Source organism: Streptomyces sp. NPDC055966 (assembly GCF_042269865.1).
Lineage (GTDB): Bacteria > Actinomycetota > Actinomycetes > Streptomycetales > Streptomycetaceae > Streptomyces.
On sequence record NZ_JBHJYK010000001.1, the window covers coordinates 143139 to 161339 of the forward strand.

Here is an 18201-nt window from a genome sequence, read left to right on the forward strand (position 1 = left end):
CTCTGTCATGCTGTTTGATCACGTGCCCTACAGACGCCCTCACCGACTGTCACGGAGCGGGACCCATGCCTGCGGAATCCAAGCTGGAAGCGAGTACGGTCCGGCCCTCGTCGTCGGCCTCGTCGCCGCTCACCGAGCGGCAGGAGGCCCGCCGTCGCAGGATCCTGCACGCCAGCGCCCAGCTGGCCAGCCGGGGCGGTTTCGACGCCGTCCAGATGCGCGAGGTCGCCGAGTCCTCCCAGGTCGCCCTCGGCACCCTGTACCGCTACTTCCCCTCCAAGGTGCACCTGCTGGTCGCCACCATGCAGGACCAGCTGGAGCACATGCACGGCACGCTGCGCAAGAAGCCCCCGGCGGGCGACACGGCCGCCGAGCGCGTCGCGGAGACCCTGATGCGCGCCTTCCGCGCCCTGCAGCGCGAGCCGCACCTCGCCGACGCGATGGTCCGGGCCCTCACCTTCGCCGACCGCAGCGTCTCCCCCGAGGTCGACCAGGTCTCCCGCCAGACGACGGTGATCATCCTGGACGCGATGGGCCTGGAGCACCCCACCCCCGAGCAGCTCTCGGCGGTGCGTGTCATCGAACACACCTGGCACTCGGCCCTCATCACCTGGCTGTCGGGCCGTGCCTCCATCGCCCAGGTGAAGATCGACATCGAGACGGTGTGCCGCCTGATCGACCTGACGGAGCCGGGCGGGCATTCCTGATCACCGCCGCGTCCAGTGCCGCAGCGTGTCCAGGAGCCGGCCGAGCACCGTGAGCGCCGCGGCACGGCGGGCGGGCTTGCGCGACCATACGGCGGGCAGGACGACTCCGCCGTAGAGGGCGAGGAAGACGAGGGCGGCGAGGAGCACGGGCGGCTGGACACTGCTGGCCGCCCGGCTCCCGGCCGGCGAGTTCCGCCCGCTGCGGGTGCAGTTGCGGCACACACCGGCGGAGGCGGATCTCCAGGCCCAGTTGGAGCACGCGCTGAGGCGGGAGACCGGACGCGCGGTCGGCTGGCCCGACTGGTCCGAGGCCGTGCCCGGGGCCATCCCGGTCGTCCTCCTGGACGGCCTCGACGAACTGCTCCAGGCGGGCGCCCAACTCCTGGACTCCGCCCGGCAGTGGAGCTATCTGCGGGAGATCGAGCGCTTCCAGGCGCGCGAGGCGGAGCAGGGCCGTCCGCTGATCGTACTGGTGACGAGCCGCACCGTGGTCGCGGACCGCTCGGAGATCCCCGCGAGGAGTCAGGTGCTGCGGCTGGAGCCGTTCGGCGAGAGCGAGATCGAGCGCTGGCTGGACATCTGGAACAGCGCGAACCGGTCCTATTTCGAGCGGCACGGCCTGCACCCGCTCGCCCTCGCCCCCGTCCTCCAGCACGCGGAACTCGCCGCCCAGCCCCTGCTGTTGCTGATGCTCGCCCTGTACGACTCGGTCAGCGGCGACCTGCACAGGATGCGCTACGAGCGCATCAGCCGCACCCAGTTGTACGAGCGCCTGCTCACGGAGTTCGCCCGCCGCCAGGTCGTCAAGGACGGCCCGCTGCCCGTGGCCGAGCAGGACGCGGCGGTCGACCGCGAGCTGCACCGCCTGTCGGTGATCGCCCTCGGGATGCTCCACCGCGGGACCCAGGCCATCGGTGGCGAGCAGGCGGACCGGGACCTGCGCGCATTCGCCACCGAGGAGCCGCACGGGGAGCCCCGCGGTGCCGAGCCGCTGTTCGGCCGCTTCTTCTTCGTGCACGAGGCACAGGCGGTGGTGACGGAACAGCCCCTGCGCAGCTACGAGTTCCTGCACGCGACCTTCGGCGAGCACCTGGCCGCGCGGCTGATCGACCGGGCATTGCGCCGGCTGGCGGAGTCCGGAGCCGTGGACGACGGCGAGCTGTACGCGCTGCTGTCCTTCACCCCGCTCACGGACCGGGCGCAACTGGTACAGAACCTCGGTGACATGCTGACGGCCTGGCCGACGGGCCGGGACCGGTTGCCCACGCTCCTGGCCACCCTGTTCAAGGCGGCCGAGTGGGATCCGCACCGTTCCGATCCAGGACACGCACCGGCAGCGGTGACCAGGACGTACCGGAACGCGGTGTACGAGGCGAACCTGCTCCTGGTCGCGGTGCTGGCGGGGGGGGGCGCCGTGCACGCGTCGGCGTTCGTGGGGTCCGAGCACCTCGTCGACAACTGGCCGCGGCGCGCCATGCTGTGGAAGTCGCAGCTGTCGTCGGAGTCACGGGAGCTGCTGTCGTCCGCGCTCCAGACCGCGCGCTGTTGGCGGGACGCCCAGCCGGACCTCCTGATCGGCACCCGCCAGGCGGGCCGCCCCACCGACCTCCCCCACCTGCGGGCGGCGCTCCCGAACGGCGCGTACGCCGACGAATTCACGACGCTGGAACGGACCTGGAGAGGCTGACCCGGCCCTCACTCCTCCGGCGGAAACACACCCTCCCCGCTTCCCGCCAACGTGATCGCAATCGCCTCCACCGGACAGCTCTCGGCCGCCTCCAGGACGGACTCCGTCGCGTCCGTGTCCGGGGCGACCGGGTGGGACTGGCGGGCGGAGTCGAGGCGGAAGGCGTCGGGGGCGTGGTGGAGGCACTGGGCCGAGCCGATGCACACCGAACGGTCGACCTCGACGTGCCAGCGGTCGCCCATGCTCACGCTCCCGCCGGCAGGTGGATCATCTTGTGTTCGAGGTACTCGCCGTAGCCCTCCGGGCCGAACTCCCGCCCCAGGCCGGAGTTCTTGTAGCCGCCGAACGGGCCGAGCATGTCCAGGCTGAAGGTGTTGACCGAGTAGGTGCCGGTGCGGACCCGGCGGGCGACCTCGATGCCGTGCTCGACGTCGGCCGTCCACACGCTGCCCGACAGACCGTAGTCCGAGTCGTTGGCGATCTTCACGGCCTCGTCCTCGTCGCCGTACGGGAGCAGGCAGATCACCGGGCCGAAGATCTCCTCGCGGGCGATCCGCATGCCGTTGTGGACGTCGCCGAAGAGGGTCGGTTCGACGTACCAGCCGCGCTCCAGGCCCGCCGGGCGGCCGCCGCCGGTGAGGATCTTGGCGCCTTCCTCCTGGCCGATCCGGATGTAGTCGAGGTTGCGCTGCTGCTGGCGGCGGGCGACCAGCGGGCCGACCTGGGTCGCCGGGTCCAGCGGGTCGCCGACCCTGAGCGCGCTCGCCGCGGCCGCGAAGGCGTCGGCGTACTCGTCGTAGCGGGTGCGCGGGACGAGGATGCGGGTCTGGGCGACGCACGCCTGCCCGTTGTTCATCCAGGCGGCCGGGACGATGCCGGCGACCGCCGTCGCCACGTCCGCGTCGGGCAGCACGACCGCCGCCGACTTGCCGCCCAACTCCAGGGTGACCCGGGTCAGATGGCGGGCGGCGACCTCCATCACGCGCTTGCCGGCCGCGACCGAGCCGGTGAAGGAGACCTTGTCGATGCCGGGGTGCCCGACCAGGTGCTCGCTGACCTCCCGGTCGGCGGGGAGGACCGAGAGCACCCCCTCGGGAAGGCCGGCGTCCCGGGCGATCTCGGCCAGCAGGTAGGCGTCCAGCGGGGACTCCGGGGACGGCTTCAGCACGACCGTGCAGCCGGCCAGCAGCGCGGGCGCGAGCTTGGCGGCGGCGACGAACTGGGGGACGTTCCACGGGACCACGGCCGCGACCACCCCGACCGGCTCCCGCCGGACGAGGATCGGCCCGAGGACGCCGTCGCGCCGCTCCTCGTACACATACCCCTGGGCGACCCTGATCGCCGCGTCCCACACCATCATCGCGCCGAGCGCCTGGGCGAGGACGCTCCAGGAGTACGGCGAGCCGTTCTCCGAGGAGATCACCCGGGCGATCTCCTCGTGCCGGGCGGCGATGCCGTCCTTGATGCGGGTGACGACCTCGATCCGCTCCTCCTGTGTCGCCCGCGGCCAGGGCCCCTCGTCGAAGGCGCGGCGCGCCACGGCCACCGCATGGTCGACGTCCGCCCGGGAGGCGTGCGGCACCCGGCCGATGACCTCCTCGGTGTGCGGCGAGATCACCTCGATGACGTCCTTGCCCGCGGGGTCGGTCAACTCCCCGCCGATGAACAGCTGTCCGTGTTCCATGAGCTCGGTCATGGCCGCCGCCACCTTTCTGACGCTGTTTCAGAACTGATATCAGTTCTAGTTATAGTGAGCAATGGCGGTGGGGCGGAGGACAGATGGCGACGACGTTCGATCACGGCGGGGGAGTACGGTCCGTTGCGGTGCCGATCCCGGACAACCCCCTCGGGCACACGCTGGTGTACGTCGTGGAGAGCGACCGGGGGCCGGTGCTGGTGGACACCGGGTGGGACGATCCCGGTTCCTGGGACACCCTCGTGGCGGGGCTCGCGGCGTGCGGCACGGCGGTGGGCGAGGTGTACGGCGTCGTCGTCACCCACCATCACCCGGACCACCACGGGCTGTCCGCGCGGGTGCGTGAGGCCTCCGGTGCCTGGGTGGCGCTGCATCCGGCCGACGCGGCGATCGTGCGCAGGACGCGGGAGACGCCGCCCGAGCGGTGGTACACGTACATGGCGGCCAAGCTGACGGCTGCCGGGGCGCCCGAAACGCACGTGGCTCCCCTGCGCACCCTGCGCCCGCGGCCCCTGCCCGGCCTCTCCCCCGCCCTCCCGGACCGGGAGATCGTCCCGGGCGAACTCCTCGACCTGCCCGGCCGCCGGCTGCGCGCGATCTGGACGCCGGGGCACACGCCCGGGCATGTGTGCCTGCATCTGGAGGAGGAGCATCCGGCCCGACTCACCGGTCACGGACGGCTGTTCAGCGGCGATCACCTGCTCCCGGGGATCACCCCGCACATCGGCCTGTACGAGGACCCCGACGACACGACCGTCACCGACCCCCTCGGCGACTACCTCGACTCCCTGGAGCGGATCGGCCGGCTCGCCCCCGCCGAGGTCCTCCCCGCACACGAGCACACCTTCACCGACGCGCCGGGCCGGGTACGGGAGTTGCTCGATCACCACGAGGAACGGCTGGCCGGCCTGCTCGCCCTGCTCGCCGAGCCGCTCACCGCCTGGCAGCTCGCCACGCGGATGGAGTGGAACCGCCCGTGGGAACAGATCCCGTACGGCTCCAGGAACATCGCCGTCTCGGAGGCCGAGGCCCATCTGCGCCGGCTCGTGAAACAGGGCCGGGCGGAGGCGGTGACGGGGAGCGAACCGGTGGCGTACATGGCGGTGTGACCGGCAGCCGGGTCACCTCGGGCGCGGATTTCCTGTAGACAGCCTCATGGAACCTTTGGAGCTTCTGCTCGCCGAACGCGCCTGCGAGCGCCTGATCACCGACTTCGTCCACCGCCTCGACCTCGGCGAACCGGCCGGCGTGGCCGGGCTGTTCACCGAGGACGGCGTCTGGGAGTGGCCCCCGCCGGGGGACGGACGGCGGGTGGCGGGGCGGGAGGCGCTGCGGGAGTACTTCGGCTCCCGGCCCGCCGACCGGCTCTCGCGCCGGTTCATGTCCAACGTCCTCGTCACCGTGACCGGGCGGGACACCGCCACCGCCGTCTCGTACTTCGCGACCTACCGCGTCGACGGGTACGGCGGAGGCATGGTGCCCGCCGGACCGCCCGTCCAGGTCGGGACCTACGAGGACTCGTTCCGCCGGGTCGACGGCCGGTGGCTGCTGGTCCACCGGGTGCTGCGGCTGCCCTTCGCGGGGCCGACTCCCCAGGCCGGCACGGCTGGTTGAGGCCTGCCGCCGTGCGTGAGCCCCTCCGTGGCGGCCGTCTGCCGGCGGAAGCTTTCGACGACCGGCGCGTGGAGTCGCAGCGCGTGCGCGATGCACTCCAGCTCGCTGTCGGACAGGCCCGCCGCGGCGCCGGTCCGGCCCGCGTGGTCCGCGTGTTCCTCGTGGGCGGCGGCGGGCGGTTCGCCCCCGCCGGCCGGGGCGTGCAGCACGTCGGCCGCGATCAGGATGTCCACCGCGCCGGCGATGCCCCGCGCCTCGGCGTCCGGGTGGCCGGCGGACCGGGCCGCCGTACGGATCCGTTCGCGGCGGGCGCGGCTGAGGTGCGGGGCCAGTTTGAGCAGGCCGTCGTTGATGGCGGCCCGGCGCAGTTCGAGGCGCAGGGCGGCCCCGCTGACCCGGCCGGTCGCGGGGGCCGCCGGCGCGGCGACCGCCAGCATGGTCTGCCACAGCGGACGCAGCAGCCGGTGGGTCCGCACCAGCCGGCGGCGCTCCTCGACCGCCGGTCCGGCCTGCCCGGCGATGAATCCGGTGGCGACCAGCAGCGCCTCGGCCATGGCGAACGGCGGGGCGGCGTACGTCGACAGCCAGTCCCAGTCACGGCCGCTCCAACGGGCGCTGACCGCGGCGAGCTTGGCGACGTCGAAGACGAGCCCGAGGGCGTAGGCGACCTGGAGGAAGATGACGGCCCGGCGCAGCCAGGTGTCCTCGACCTCCTTGTACCAGGCCCACAGCATGCGGGCCGCGACCAGCGCGGACACCAGGTGCGCGGCCAGGTACAGCATCCCGAACTCGCGCATCCAGGGCGTGTCGGCGTAGTAGGTGTCGAGGTCGCGCAGCCGCTCCACGTGGTGGTCGCCGAGCGAGAACGTCGTCCACAGGCCCGCGATGATGGCCGTGTACGCGATCCACACCAGCCGGGTGCGCCGGCGGCGCGCCGCGGAGGGGGGTTCGCGCCAGGTGATGATGAGCCAGAGGCAGGCGCCGCAGTAGGCGGTGAGGAGTGAGTACACCCACACGCCCGCGAAGTTGGGGATGCCGGTGAACGCGTTGAGGCGGTGCAGGTTGGCCGGCGGCAGCGAGGCGAAGACGACCGCGCCGATGCCGAGCAGCAGCGCGGTGGCCCGCAGGATGGGGTCCTCCTGCCAGGCGCGGCGCAGCAGCGGGAGTTTGATGACGAACGCCACGGCGAGCAGGGCACCGGGGACCGCGTAGGCGGCGACGGTGCCGGAGACGTCCCAGCGCATCAGGGTCCGCCGATGTTGCCCAGGGAGGACGACAGGCGGCCGGTGAGGGTGTCCTGGGTGCTGCGGCCGGCGGCCGCGCCGGGCCCGACGACCCTGGGGAACTTCGCGGCGAGGCGCAGCCCGCACTCCTCGGCCTCCCACTCGGCCGCGGCGGCGGCAGCGGCGGCCGGGCACCGGGTGGCCATGGCGACGACCTGCCCCCAGGGGATGGCGTCGTCTGCGGTGCGCCCGGCGTCCCCGGCGTCCCCGGTGTCACCGGCGTACCGGGACAGCAGGCGGCGGGCGGCAGCGGGCGGTCCGGCCGGGTGGTGCACGTCGAGGGTGCCGTAGTGGATGTGGCCGATCTCGTGCCCGGCGATGACGAACTTGTGCGGGTCGGGGGCGCGGCTCTCGACCACGACGATGTACCGCTCGTCCATCGCGAGCGTGATCCCGGAGACGTCCAGCCCGGGCGGGAAGGTGACGAACTTCAGCCGGACCGGGCGGTCCAGCTGCGGGCTGAGCGTGTCGCACAGCGCGTGCAGGAAGGCCTCGGCACCGGTCGGCGCGGTGAGGGTACGGGCCGTGTCCCGCACCAGCCGGTCGAGGAAGCGCTTCGGTGACCTGGAAGGCCTCACCGGCTCGCGTCCCCCACCCGGTCCGAGGAGACCCGGCCCGAGGGAGTCCGGTCCGAGGAAGCCCGTTCCGAGAGGACGATCATCTCGGCGAGGTCGGCGAGCGTGGCGAGCTGGCGGGCGTTCATCTGCGGGGCCCGCGCGGCGAGCCGGACCAGGCCGCTCTCGCGCAGCCGCAGCAGCGGGTCCGCCTCGGCCTCCAGGCCCTGGAGCACCGGCTGTAACGCCTCGTGCAGCGCCTCCGGTTCGTCGGCCGTGAAGAAGCCGGCCGGCAGCCCGAAGAACCTGCGCAGCCGGTCGGTGTGCTCCAGGCTCGGCAGCCCGCTCTTGCGCCACTCGCTCAGCCACTGCCGGCTGGTGCCGGCGATCCTGGCCAGCTCGTCCAGCGAGTACCGTTTGCCGTCCGGCCGGCGCCGGGTCTCGCGGATGAAGTCCAGCCGCTGGCGCACGCGTTGGGCCAGTCCGGCCTCGGCCGCCCGGCCGCCGCCGAGCAGCTCCACGACGGTGCCGACGGGGATGCCGGTGCGATGGGAGAGGCCGGCCACGTCGAGGGCTTCCGGAAGCCGGCCGGGCCGGCCGGTCAACTCCCCGAGTCTGGCCAGAACTTCGGCCAGCGAGGTGTAGGCGTCACTCACCGAGGCCCCCCTGAGCATGTGGCGTCCGTCCCCTCGACCGGGCGACGGGACGAGAGGCGAGGGTACCCGGTCGTCCGTTCGCCGACCAGATCTGACAAGGCTCCCTGCCCAACGAGGCAGGAATAGTTGACAGTTGAGCGTGCGGTGGGTGAGGATCACGACACAGAGAGCAAGATTTCGACCCGCCCCGGGTGCCGCACACGGGGGGAGCGGCACCCGGGGTGTTCCGCTGCCCGTACGACCGTCCCGCCTCGCCGTCCCGCCCTGCCTCTCCCGCAAAGGTGAAGCGCCGATGCCGCAGCCCGTCCTTCTGCTCGGGGCCGGCCCCGCCGCGTACGGGGTCCCGCTGGAGCGGATCGCCGAGGCCCGCCCCGTGATCCTGGTCGACACCGCCGTCCCCGGCTGGGCGCGGCCCTTCCTGTCCGGCCATCTCCCGGCCGACCCCACGCACGAGGCGGAGACGGCCGGTGCGCTCGCGCGGTACGCGGACCGGCATCCGGTCGCGGGCGTGCTGACCTGGACCAGGGAGCATCTGCGCACCGCCGCGCGGATCACCGGGCATCTGGGGCTGCCGGGCCTGTCGTACGAGACGGCCGGGGCCTGCACCGACCCCGTGACGTCCACGGCACTGCTCGCCCGGCACCGCCTGGCCCCGGACGGGCCCGGTGACCTCGACGGCCCGCTGGTGTCCGCGGAGACGGTGGTCCTGGACGACGAGGTCCGCATCGCCGCGCTCACCCGTACGACCCCGGGGGCGCCGGGGGGCCTGCCGCTGCGGCACTCGGTCCACGCCCACGATGGCCTGCTGCACAACCGCTTCCTGCGGCAGACGGTCGAGCGGGCGGTGCGGGCGCTCGGCCTCACGCACACCGTGGCGCACGTGCGGCTGCGGCTGACCGGCCGGGGCCCGCGGGTGACCGGGGTCGTGCCGTTCCTTCCGGGCGACCTCATTCCCTGGCTGGTGGAGCGGGCCACCGGGGTGGATCTGGCCGGGGTGGCGCTGGCGATGGCGTGCGGGACGTTTGTGGACGCCACGCCGAGCCGGCAGCGGGCCGCCGCGATCCGCTTCGCGGAGTCGGCGGGCGGCGCGTGTCTGCCGACCCGGGTGTACTGGGTGGCGGAGGGGGAGGACGCGGCGGAGTGCGACCGGGCGCTCGGTGCCGCCTGACGGCATCGCCGGTGCAGGGGGCCCGCCCACTCCGACGTCGCACCCGGATCACCGTGACCCCGGTCACCGCCGCCCTGTGCCCACGGCCACCCCCCGGCTCGCGCATGCCTGCCGGTAAGGTGGCGGGGTCGTCATCACACCCGTACAGGGGGAAGCCGGTGCAATTCCGGCGCTGAGCCCGCAACCGTGAACCGTCCGTCGCCGGACGGTGAGCCGGACCGCCCGGGACGGGACGTTGACCGGCTCACGTGCGTCGGCGACCCGCCGCGCACGGCACCGTCGAGGTCTACGGAGTCGAGCCGCCCGGGGGGTTCCCGCGCGCTGCCCGGCTCCCCGCAGGAGAGGCAGTCGCCGACCATGAACGTCCGCCGCAGCGCAGCGGCTCTCGCCGCCGTAGGCGTGCTGGCCGCCGCCGCGCCCGCCACGGCCGCCGGAGCGTCCCCGGCCCCGTCGCCGTCTGCGAAGCTCACGATCCCGGCCGGGCTGTACGGCACGGGCGACCCGACCTACGACGGTGTGTGGCGCCAGTCGCTGACGCTGGTCGCGCAGCGCACGCTCGGCTACCGGCCCGCCGCGCAGGCCGTCGGCTGGCTCGCCGGCCAGCAGTGCGCGAACGGCGCGTTCGCCGCGTTCCGCGCCGCCCCGGACAAGGCCTGCGACAGCAAGGTCGTCGTGGACACCAACAGCACGGCCGCCGCCGTCCAGGCCCTGCGGGCGACCGGCGGGCACGACGACGCGGTCGGCAAGGCGGTCGCCTGGCTGAAGTCCGTGCAGAACACGGACGGCGGCTGGGGCTACAACCCGGGCGGCGCCAGCGACACCAACTCCACCTCCGTCGTCATCGGCGCCCTCGCCGCGACCGGCGCGGACCCGGCGCGGACCACCAGGGCGGGCAAGTCCCCCTACGACCTCCTCGCCGCCCTGTCCGTGCCCTGCGAGCAGCCCGGCGGCGGCGCTCTCGCCTTCCAGCCGGACAAGAAGGGCGCCCTGGCGGCCAACGCGGACGCGACGGCGGCCGGCGTACTCGGCGCGCTCGGCAAGGGGTTCGTCGCGACGGCCGGCAAGGCGCCCGGCAGCGGCGCGTGCACCGCCGGCGAGCACCTCACCCCGGCGCAGATCGCGGACAACGCTGGTGCCAACCTCGCGTCGGCCGTCGCGAAGACCGGCCATCTGACGTCCGCGCTGCCCGGCGCCACGGACCAGCCGGACTACGGCAACACGGCGGACGCGGTCGTCGCGCTCGCCGCCGACGGGCGCGGCGAGCAGGCGTCGCGGTCGTACACGTGGCTGGAGCACAACGCCACGCGCTGGGCCGAGCAGAGCGGCCCGGCGGCGTACGCGCAGCTGATCCTCGCCGCGCACGCGGTGGGCGCGCAACCGGGCGACTTCGGCGGCACCAGCCTGGTCCGCTCGCTCAACGCGCAGGGCCCGGCGCCGAGCATGGAATCCGCCGGGCACGCGTCCACGAGCCCCGAGAAGTCCGAGAAGTCCGACGGCGGTTCGCCGTTCGGCCTCTGGTGGTTCGTCGGTGTCTGCCTCGTCGCGGGCATCGGCATCGGCTTCCTGCTCAGCGGCCGGAAGAAGCAGCAGCCGTGACCGGGGGCCGCCGTGCGGTGAGCCTGACGCTGGCCGCGTTCGTCCTGCTCGCGGCCGCGGTGACCCAGGCGCATGCCGCCGGCTACCGCTACTGGTCCTTCTGGGAGCGCACCGACGGCCGGTGGACGTACGCCACGCAGGGCCCGGCGAGCGTCCGTCCCGACGACGGCGCGGTGGCGGGTTTCCGCTTCGCGGTCAGCGCGGACTCGGCCGACGCGAGCCGGCCGCGCGGCACCGCGGACTTCCGGACGATCTGCGCGGCCACGCCGGCCAGGTCCGGCATGAAACGGGTGGCGCTGGTCCTCGACTTCGGCACCCCGGCGGACGCGCCGTCCGGCGAGAGCCCGCCGGCCGGCCGTACGGCCTGTGCCCGGGTGCCGGACGACGCGACGACCGCCGACGCCCTGGCCGCCGTCGCGCCGCCGCTGCGCTACGACACCGACGCCCTGCTGTGCGCGATCGCCGGGTATCCGCACCGGGGGTGCGGCGAGCAGGTGTCGGACACGCGGAAGCCGCGCCGCATCACGGGGCACGGCGCCGAGAAGAGCCCCTCGGACGGGCCCGCGCTGGGGCTGCCGATCGGCGTGGGAGCGGTCGTCCTGCTGGCGGGCGCGGCGGTGTGGCAGACGCGGCGGCGACGGAACGAACGGAATGGCTGAGCAGGGCGGGCGTGCCGTTCACCCCGGTGCCTGGTGGCTGTGGGCCCTGAGCCTCGGCACCGCCGCCACCCGCACCACCAACCCCCTCCTGCTCGCCCTCCTCATATCCGCGTCGGCGTACGTCGTCGCGACGCACCGCACCCCCGCCCCCCTCGCCCGCTCCTACGCCGCCTTCCTCAGGCTCGCCCTCGCCGTCCTGCTCGTCCGCCTCCTGTTCGCGGTGGCGCTCGGCTCCCCCATCCCTGGCACCCACACCCTGTTCACGCTCCCCGAAGTCCCGCTCCCCCACTGGGCGCAGGGCATCCGGCTGGGCGGGAAGGTGACCGCCGAGGCGCTGGTCTTCGCGGCGTACGACGGCCTGAAACTGGCGACGCTCCTGATCTGCGTCGGCGCGGCGAACGCCCTCGCCAGTCCGGGCCGCCTGCTCAAGTCCCTGCCCGGCGCGCTGTACGAGACCGGCGTGGCCGTCGTCGTCGCCCTCACCTTCGCGCCGCACCTCGTCGCCGACGTCCAGCGGCTGCGCGCCGCCCGCCGGCTGCGCGGCCGCCCGGACCGCGGCCTGCGCGGCCTGCTCCAGGTCGGACTGCCGGTCCTGGAGGGCGCGTTGGAACGCTCGGTCGCGCTCGCCGCCGCGATGGAGGCCCGGGGGTACGGCCGCAGCGCCGAGGTTCCCGCCCGGGTCCGCCGTACGACGGCCGCGCTCACCCTCGGCGGCCTGCTCGGCGTGTGCGCGGGGACGTACGGGCTGCTGACCGCGGAGGGCGGCACCTACGGGCTGCCGGTGCTGCTCGCCGGGGTCGCCGCCGCGCTCGCGGGGCTGAAGCTGGGCGGCCGGCGCTCGCTGCGCACCCGGTACCGCCCGGACCCGTGGGACGCGCGCGCCTGGCTGGTGGCCGGTTCCGGCGCCGCCGTCGCCGCGCTCCTCACCCTCGCCGCCGACCGCGACCCGCAGGCGCTGCACCCGGGGGTCGTTCCCCTGGTCGCCCCGGCCCTGCCCCTGTGGCCCGCCGCGGCGGTCCTCCTCTCCCTCCTGCCCGCCTTCGCCGTACCCACGCACCCCGAGGAGCCGTCGTGATCCGCTTCGAGGACGTCGCCGTGGTGTACGACGGCGCGGCCGAACCCTGTGTCCAGGGCATCGACTTCGAGGTGCCGGAGGGCGAACTGGTGCTGCTCGTCGGCCCGTCCGGGGTCGGCAAGTCCACCGTGCTCGGCGCGGTGAGCGGGCTGGTGCCGCACTTCACCGGCGGCACCCTGCGCGGCCGCGTCACCGTCGCCGGCCGCGACACCCGCACCCACAAGCCGCGCGAACTCGCCGACGTGGTCGGCACGGTGGGCCAGGACCCGCTCGCCCACTTCGTCACGGACACCGTGGAGGACGAACTCGCCTACGGGATGGAGTCGTTGGGCCTCGCCCCCGAGGTGATGCGGCGCCGGGTCGAGGAGACCCTCGACCTGCTGGGGCTCGCCGGGCTCCGCGACCGCCCGATCGCCACCCTCTCAGGCGGCCAGCGCCAGCGCGTCGCGATCGGCTCGGTCCTCACCCCGCACCCCCGGGTCCTGGTCCTGGACGAGCCGACCTCCGCCCTGGACCCGGCCGCGGCGGAGGAGGTGCTGGCGGTGCTCCAGCGCCTGGTGCACGACCTCGGCACGACGATCCTGATGGCCGAACACCGCCTGGAACGCGTCGTCCACTACGCCGACCGGGTCGTCCTGCTCCCGGCCCCCGGCGAGGCCCCGGTCGTGGGCACCCCGGCCGAGGTCATGGCGGTCTCCCCGGTGTACCCGCCGGTGGTCGCCCTGGGCCGGCTGGCCGGCTGGACGCCCCTTCCCCTGACGGTCCGTGACGCCCGGCGCAGAGCGGGTGACCTGCGGGAACGACTGGCAGCCGCCCCAGCTGCGGGCAGTCGTGCCGCCAGGGCGGCACGGGTGGGCGACGGGGGTCCCCCCGCGCGAGCGAAGCCGAGAGCGGGGGAGGCACCCGGCGGGCGCCGGCAAGCGATGCCACTCCCGGCCGACACCGGTACCGGTCGCCGATTCCGCCTCCGCCGCCGCAACTCCCCCGCCCCGCTCACCGACGTCTCGTCCGCCGCCGCCGAGATCCGCGCCCTCTCGGTGCGCCGCGACCGCATCACCGCCCTGCGCCACATCGACCTCACCGTGGCGCCCGGCGAGACCGTCGCCCTCATGGGCCGCAACGGCGCCGGAAAGTCCACCCTGCTCGGCTCCCTCGTCGGCCTCGTGACCCCCACCACGGGCGGCGTGACCGTCGGCGGGGTCATCCCCCATCGCACCGCACCGCCCGACCTCGTGCGCCGCGTCGGCCTGGTCCCGCAGGAGCCGCGTGACCTGCTGTACGCCGACACGGTCGGCGACGAGTGCGCGGCGGCGGACCGGGACGCCCGGGCCGAGCCGGGGACCTGCCGGGCGCTGGTGTCCGAGCTGCTGCCGGGCATCACGGACGACACGCACCCCCGCGACCTGTCCGAGGGGCAGTGTCTGGCGCTCGCCCTGGCCGTCGTGCTGACCGGCCGGCCGCCCCTGCTGCTGCTCGACGAGCCGACGCGCGGCCTGGACTACGCGGCCAAGGCCCGTCTGGTGACCGTGCTGCGCGCGCTCGCCGCCGAGGGGCACGCGATCGTGCTGGCCACGCACGACGTGGAGCTGGCGGCCGAGATCGCGCACCGGGTGGTGCTGCTCGCCGAGGGGGAGGTCATCGCCGACGGGCCGACCGCCCACATCGTCGTCTCGTCGCCGTCCTTCGCCCCGCAGGTGACGAAGGTCCTCGCCCCGCAGCGGTGGCTCACGGTGGCCGAGGTGCGCGAGGCGCTGGCATGAGCGCCCCGCCCGCGAGGACCCGCCTGCACGCCGTCCGCGTCCGCCCCCGCTCCGTCGCCGCGCTCGTACTGGTCGGCGCGGTGGGCGTCGTCGCCTTCGGCTGGCCCTTCCTCGCCCCGCCCGCCTCGCAGCTGAGCGCCCACGCCCAGGACGCCCCCTGGCTCTTCGCGGGCCTGCTCGTCCTGCTGGTCGCGGTCGTGGCGGCGACGATCTCGGAGTCGGACCTCGGGCCGAAGGCCGTGGCCATGCTGGGCGTGCTGGCCGCGACCGGGGCGGCGCTGCGCCCGATCGGCGCGGGGACGGCCGGGATCGAGCCGATGTTCTTCCTGATGGTGCTCAGCGGCCGGGTCCTCGGCCCGGGCTTCGGGTTCACCCTGGGCTCGGTGACGATGTTCGCGTCGGCCCTGCTCACCGGCGGGGTCGGGCCGTGGCTGCCGTTCCAGATGCTGTCGATGGGGTGGTTCACGATGGGCGCCGGGCTGCTGCCGGGGGCGGTGCGCCTGCGGGGCAGGGGGGAGCTGTTCCTCCTCGCCGGCTACGGCTTCCTCGCCTCCCTCGCCTACGGCACCGTCATGAACCTCGCCGGCTGGCCCTTCCTCGCCACCGCCGCCTCGGACATCTCCTTCGACGCGCACGCCTCCGTCCCCGCCAACCTGGCCCGTTTCATCGCGTACTGCCTGGCCACCTCGCTCGGCTGGGACCTGGGCCGGGCCGTGTGCACGGTGGTGCTGACCCTGTTCCTCGGCCCGGCGGTGCTGCGCGCGCTGCGCCGGGCCACCCGGCGGGCCGCCTTCGAGACCGCGGTCACATTCGACGCCCGGGATCCCTCACCGGACGAGTACGGCACCTCACCCAGCGGCACCCCGGCGGTGAAGCACCCCACATGACCCGGATCACCTACGACCCGGGGTCGTAGTGCCACATATCCGTTACGTCCCCCCTGGCACCCCTCTTGACCTGCGCAGTGAGAGCCACGCCACAGACCCGACGATTCCCATGGATCCGGCCACAACTAGTAAAAGGGGGCATTGCGGGCGGCTTCGGGGCCTGCTTCTGTGGAGGACGTCGCCAGGCGCCACGAGCCCACCCGGGCCGCGGCGCCGACGTATGCAAACGGATGCGGCCGACGCGCGAGCGGCGGTGCACGGCATACCGGCGATCTCCTGTCCCCGACGCAAGAGGTTCTCCGTGACCGTCTCCTTCATCCGCCGCATCGCTTCCCCGAAGAAGGCCCTCACGACCGCCGCCGTGGCCGCCGCCACCGCCGGTCTGGCTCTGACCGCGGCGCCCGCCCAGGCCGCCACGCCCGCCACGGCCTCCTCCGCCCAGGCGATCGCGCACAAGATGATCCCGGACGCCGCGCAGTTCAACGCGTTCAGCAAGATCGTCTCGCACGAGAGCGGCTGGAACCCGGCCGCGACCAACTCCTCCTCCGGCGCCTACGGCCTGGTCCAGGCCCTGCCCGGTTCGAAGATGGCCTCCGCCGGCGGTGACTGGAAGACCAACCCGGCCACCCAGATCAAGTGGGGCCTGGACTACATGAACTCCCGCTACGGCAGCCCGGCCAAGGCCTGGAGCTTCTGGCAGGCGAACGGCTGGTACTGAGCCGGCCCGCACCGCACCACCGCCGAAGGCGGCGGCCCCGATCCGGGGCCGCCGCCTTCGGCGTTCTCCCGCCCCGGCATGGTCCACTGGGGCGATGAGCCCAGCGGACGACGCACCCGCACAGGAGACCTTCGACCCCGAGACGCGCGGGCTGCGGCTCGTGCTCGTGCTGCTGATGCTCACGGTGGTCAGCGGGCTCATCGACGCCGTCAGCTATCTGGGGCTGGGCCGCGTCTTCACGGCGAACATGACCGGCAACGTCGTCGTCCTCGGTTTCGCGGCCGCCGGAGCGCCCGGCTTCTCCGTCCCGCACACGGCCGCCTCGCTGGGCTGCTTCCTGCTGGGCGCGGTGACCGGCGGCCGGCTCGCCGCCCGCGTCGGCGGGGGCTCGCGCCGCCGCTGGACCCGGCTGACCCTCGTGGCCGAGGCGGCCCTGGTCGGCGTGTCCGCGGCCGTCGCCTTCGGCTGGCCGCACGCCACCGGCACCGTCTACGCCCTGATCGCCCTGACCGGGTACGCGATGGGCCTGCGCAACGCCACGGTCCGCAAGCTGGGCGTCGCCGACCTGACGACCACCGTGCTGACGATGACCCTGACCGGCCTCGCCTCCGAGTCCCGGCTCGGCGACGCCACCGGTCACCGCTCCCCGCGCCGTACGGCCTCGGTGATCGCCATGCTCGCCGGTGCCTTCCTGGGCGCGTGGCTGGTCCTGCACCACGGCCTCGGTCTGCCGCTCGCCCTCGCGGCGGCCGTCTCCGCCGTGCTGGCGGTGGTGGCATCCGGCCAGGAGTGAGCCGGGAGCACAGCAGCGGGCGGGCGCGGACGACGGTGCGTCATCCGGTGGTGACCTGGAGTTCCTTGACCCCGTTGATCCAGGCCGAGCGCAGCCGCCGAGGCTCGTCGGCCAGCCGCAGGCCGGGCATGGCGTCGGCGATGGCGTTGAAGATCAGGTCGATCTCCAGGACGGCGAGGGACTTGCCGAGGCAGAAGTGCGGACCGCCGCCGCCGAAGCCCAGGTGCGGGTTGGGGTCGCGGGTGATGTCGAAGGCGTCGGGGTCGGCGAAGACCTCGGGGTCGTGGTTGGCGGAGGCGTAGAAGAGCCCGACCCGGTCCCCCTCCTTGATCAGCACCCCGCCCAGTTCGGTGTCCTGGGTGGCCGTCCGCTGGAAGGCGTTGACGGGGGTCGCCCAGCGCACGACCTCCTCGGCCGTCGTCCCGGGCCGCTCCCGCCGGAAGAGGTCCCACTGCTCGGGGTGGGTCAGGAACGCGTGCATCCCATGGGTGATCGCGTTGCGCGTGGTCTCGTTCCCGGCCACCGCCAGCATCAGCACGAAGAAGCCGAACTCGTCGGAGTTCAGGTTGCCTTCGTCCTCCGCCGCCACCAGGGTCGTCACGATGTCGCGGGCCGGGCACTGCTTGCGCTCGGCGGCCATGTTCATGGCGTAGGCGATGATCTCGGCGGCCGACTGGGCGCCGACCTCCTCCGTGATGGCGTACTCGGGGTCGTCGTAGGCGATCATCTTGTTGGACCAGTCGAAGATCTTGGACCGGTCCTCCTGGGGTACGCCGATCAGCTCGGCGATGGCCTGGAGCGGCAGTTCGCAGGCGACCTCGGTGACGAAGTCGAAGGGCCCGGAGCGGGCGCGGGCGGCCGCGACGATGGACTCGGCGCGGGCCCGCAGCCGCTCCTCCAGGGCGCGGATGGAACGTGGCGTGAAGCCCCGCTGCACGATCTGCCGGACGCGCGTATGTTCCGGAGGATCCATGTTGAGCAGGATGAGGCGCTGTGCGTCGATCGCGTCGCGCTGGATGTGCTCGTTGAAGCGGATGATCGCGGTGTTGAGGGTGGAGGAGAAGAGCTCGGGGTGCGTGGAGACGTACCTGACGTCCGCGTGCCGGGTCACGGCCCAGTAGCCGGCGTCGGCGAAGCCCGCGACGCCGTGCGGCTGCGGGATCCAGCGGACCGGCTCGGTGCGGCGCAGCTCGGCGAACTCCGGGAGGGGCACGCGGTGGTGGAGAAGATCGGGGTCGGTGAGGTCCAACCCGTCGGGCAGCGCGGGACAGGGCATCGGTGGCTCCCGTCGTCAAGTCCTGACGGTCCATCAGTGGATGCTGAATGCCGTGACCGTAGTAACGGGTTC

Annotated in this window: 19 protein-coding genes and 1 riboswitch; of the genes, 12 read left to right on the forward strand and 7 right to left on the reverse strand. The window is 73.9% G+C overall.

The features are described from left to right. Positions 1-65: 65 nt before the first annotated feature. On the forward strand, positions 66-707 hold the full coding sequence (locus ACFC8N_RS00675; RefSeq protein WP_356030580.1) for a TetR family transcriptional regulator: 642 nt from the start codon (positions 66-68) through the stop codon (positions 705-707). On the opposite strand, the gene ACFC8N_RS00680 is transcribed toward ACFC8N_RS00675, so the two are convergent. Next, on the reverse strand, positions 708-854 hold the full coding sequence (locus ACFC8N_RS00680; RefSeq protein WP_356030578.1) for a hypothetical protein: 147 nt from the start codon (positions 852-854) through the stop codon (positions 708-710). Between the two features lie 64 nt (positions 855-918). Between ACFC8N_RS00680 and ACFC8N_RS00685 the strand changes: the two genes are divergently transcribed. Further along, positions 919-2394 (forward strand): hypothetical protein, encoded by a 1476-nt coding sequence (locus ACFC8N_RS00685; protein WP_376285101.1) that lies wholly within the window; start codon positions 919-921, stop codon positions 2392-2394. 8 nt (positions 2395-2402) lie between these two features. On the opposite strand, the gene ACFC8N_RS00690 is transcribed toward ACFC8N_RS00685, so the two are convergent. Beyond that, positions 2403-2636, reverse strand: a complete 234-nt coding sequence (locus tag ACFC8N_RS00690) for a ferredoxin (protein WP_356030575.1) — start codon at positions 2634-2636, stop codon at positions 2403-2405. A 2-nt stretch (positions 2637-2638) separates the two neighbouring features. Then, a complete protein-coding gene (locus ACFC8N_RS00695) occupies positions 2639-4090 on the reverse strand; it encodes an aldehyde dehydrogenase (protein WP_376285104.1) in 1452 nt (483 codons plus the stop codon). An 83-nt stretch (positions 4091-4173) separates the two neighbouring features. Between ACFC8N_RS00695 and ACFC8N_RS00700 the strand changes: the two genes are divergently transcribed. Then, positions 4174-5199: an MBL fold metallo-hydrolase gene (locus ACFC8N_RS00700; protein WP_376285107.1), complete on the forward strand. Its 1026-nt coding sequence runs from the start codon at positions 4174-4176 to the stop codon at positions 5197-5199. 46 nt (positions 5200-5245) lie between these two features. Then, on the forward strand, positions 5246-5704 hold the full coding sequence (locus ACFC8N_RS00705) for a nuclear transport factor 2 family protein (RefSeq protein ID WP_376285109.1): 459 nt from the start codon (positions 5246-5248) through the stop codon (positions 5702-5704). Here ACFC8N_RS00705 and ACFC8N_RS00710 read toward each other — a convergent pair. Genes ACFC8N_RS00710 through ACFC8N_RS00720 form a run of 3 tightly spaced genes read right to left on the reverse strand, consistent with a single transcriptional unit; the run spans position 5599 to position 8197 of the window. Then, positions 5599-6948 carry an MAB_1171c family putative transporter gene (locus ACFC8N_RS00710; RefSeq protein ID WP_376285112.1) on the reverse strand — a complete coding sequence of 450 codons (1350 nt, stop codon included), beginning with the start codon at positions 6946-6948 and terminating at the stop codon, positions 5599-5601. The genes ACFC8N_RS00705 and ACFC8N_RS00710 overlap by 106 nt on opposite strands. After that, positions 6948-7565 carry a hypothetical protein gene (locus ACFC8N_RS00715; RefSeq protein WP_376285114.1) on the reverse strand — a complete coding sequence of 206 codons (618 nt, stop codon included), beginning with the start codon at positions 7563-7565 and terminating at the stop codon, positions 6948-6950. The genes ACFC8N_RS00710 and ACFC8N_RS00715 overlap by 1 nt, the downstream gene beginning before the upstream one ends. Then, the gene (locus ACFC8N_RS00720; RefSeq protein ID WP_356030564.1) at positions 7562-8197 is read right to left on the reverse strand and encodes an XRE family transcriptional regulator; all 636 of its coding nucleotides are present in this window, start codon (positions 8195-8197) and stop codon (positions 7562-7564) included. Before ACFC8N_RS00720 ends, ACFC8N_RS00715 begins: the two co-directional genes overlap by 4 nt. Before the next feature lie 292 nt (positions 8198-8489). Here ACFC8N_RS00720 and ACFC8N_RS00725 point away from each other — a divergent pair, with 292 nt between their 5' ends. The 8 genes from ACFC8N_RS00725 to ACFC8N_RS00760 all read left to right on the forward strand — a co-directional run bounded on the left by ACFC8N_RS00725 (position 8490) and on the right by ACFC8N_RS00760 (position 16853). Continuing rightward, positions 8490-9365: a hypothetical protein gene (locus tag ACFC8N_RS00725; RefSeq protein ID WP_356030563.1), complete on the forward strand. Its 876-nt coding sequence runs from the start codon at positions 8490-8492 to the stop codon at positions 9363-9365. Positions 9366-9473: 108 nt separating this feature from the next. After that, positions 9474-9606, forward strand: a riboswitch (cobalamin riboswitch). A 116-nt stretch (positions 9607-9722) separates the two neighbouring features. After that, the gene (locus ACFC8N_RS00730; protein ID WP_362822196.1) at positions 9723-10961 is read left to right on the forward strand and encodes a prenyltransferase/squalene oxidase repeat-containing protein; all 1239 of its coding nucleotides are present in this window, start codon (positions 9723-9725) and stop codon (positions 10959-10961) included. Beyond that, positions 10958-11620, forward strand: a complete 663-nt coding sequence (locus ACFC8N_RS00735) for an SCO2322 family protein (RefSeq protein ID WP_376285118.1) — start codon at positions 10958-10960, stop codon at positions 11618-11620. The genes ACFC8N_RS00730 and ACFC8N_RS00735 overlap by 4 nt, the downstream gene beginning before the upstream one ends. After that, positions 11613-12695: a CbiQ family ECF transporter T component gene (locus ACFC8N_RS00740; protein WP_376285121.1), complete on the forward strand. Its 1083-nt coding sequence runs from the start codon at positions 11613-11615 to the stop codon at positions 12693-12695. Before ACFC8N_RS00735 ends, ACFC8N_RS00740 begins: the two co-directional genes overlap by 8 nt. Continuing rightward, positions 12692-14455, forward strand: coding sequence for an ABC transporter ATP-binding protein (locus tag ACFC8N_RS00745; RefSeq protein ID WP_376285124.1), 1764 nt, complete (start codon positions 12692-12694; stop codon positions 14453-14455). The genes ACFC8N_RS00740 and ACFC8N_RS00745 overlap by 4 nt, the downstream gene beginning before the upstream one ends. Beyond that, positions 14452-15342 (forward strand): ECF transporter S component, encoded by an 891-nt coding sequence (locus tag ACFC8N_RS00750; protein WP_376285127.1) that lies wholly within the window; start codon positions 14452-14454, stop codon positions 15340-15342. Before ACFC8N_RS00745 ends, ACFC8N_RS00750 begins: the two co-directional genes overlap by 4 nt. 301 nt (positions 15343-15643) lie before the next feature. After that, positions 15644-16060, forward strand: coding sequence for a transglycosylase SLT domain-containing protein (locus tag ACFC8N_RS00755; RefSeq protein WP_356030554.1), 417 nt, complete (start codon positions 15644-15646; stop codon positions 16058-16060). Positions 16061-16154: 94 nt separating this feature from the next. Beyond that, on the forward strand, positions 16155-16853 hold the full coding sequence (locus ACFC8N_RS00760; RefSeq protein WP_356030552.1) for a YoaK family protein: 699 nt from the start codon (positions 16155-16157) through the stop codon (positions 16851-16853). A 40-nt stretch (positions 16854-16893) separates the two neighbouring features. On the opposite strand, the gene ACFC8N_RS00765 is transcribed toward ACFC8N_RS00760, so the two are convergent. Then, positions 16894-18129 carry a cytochrome P450 gene (locus ACFC8N_RS00765; RefSeq protein WP_356030551.1) on the reverse strand — a complete coding sequence of 412 codons (1236 nt, stop codon included), beginning with the start codon at positions 18127-18129 and terminating at the stop codon, positions 16894-16896. Positions 18130-18201 lie beyond the last annotated feature (72 nt).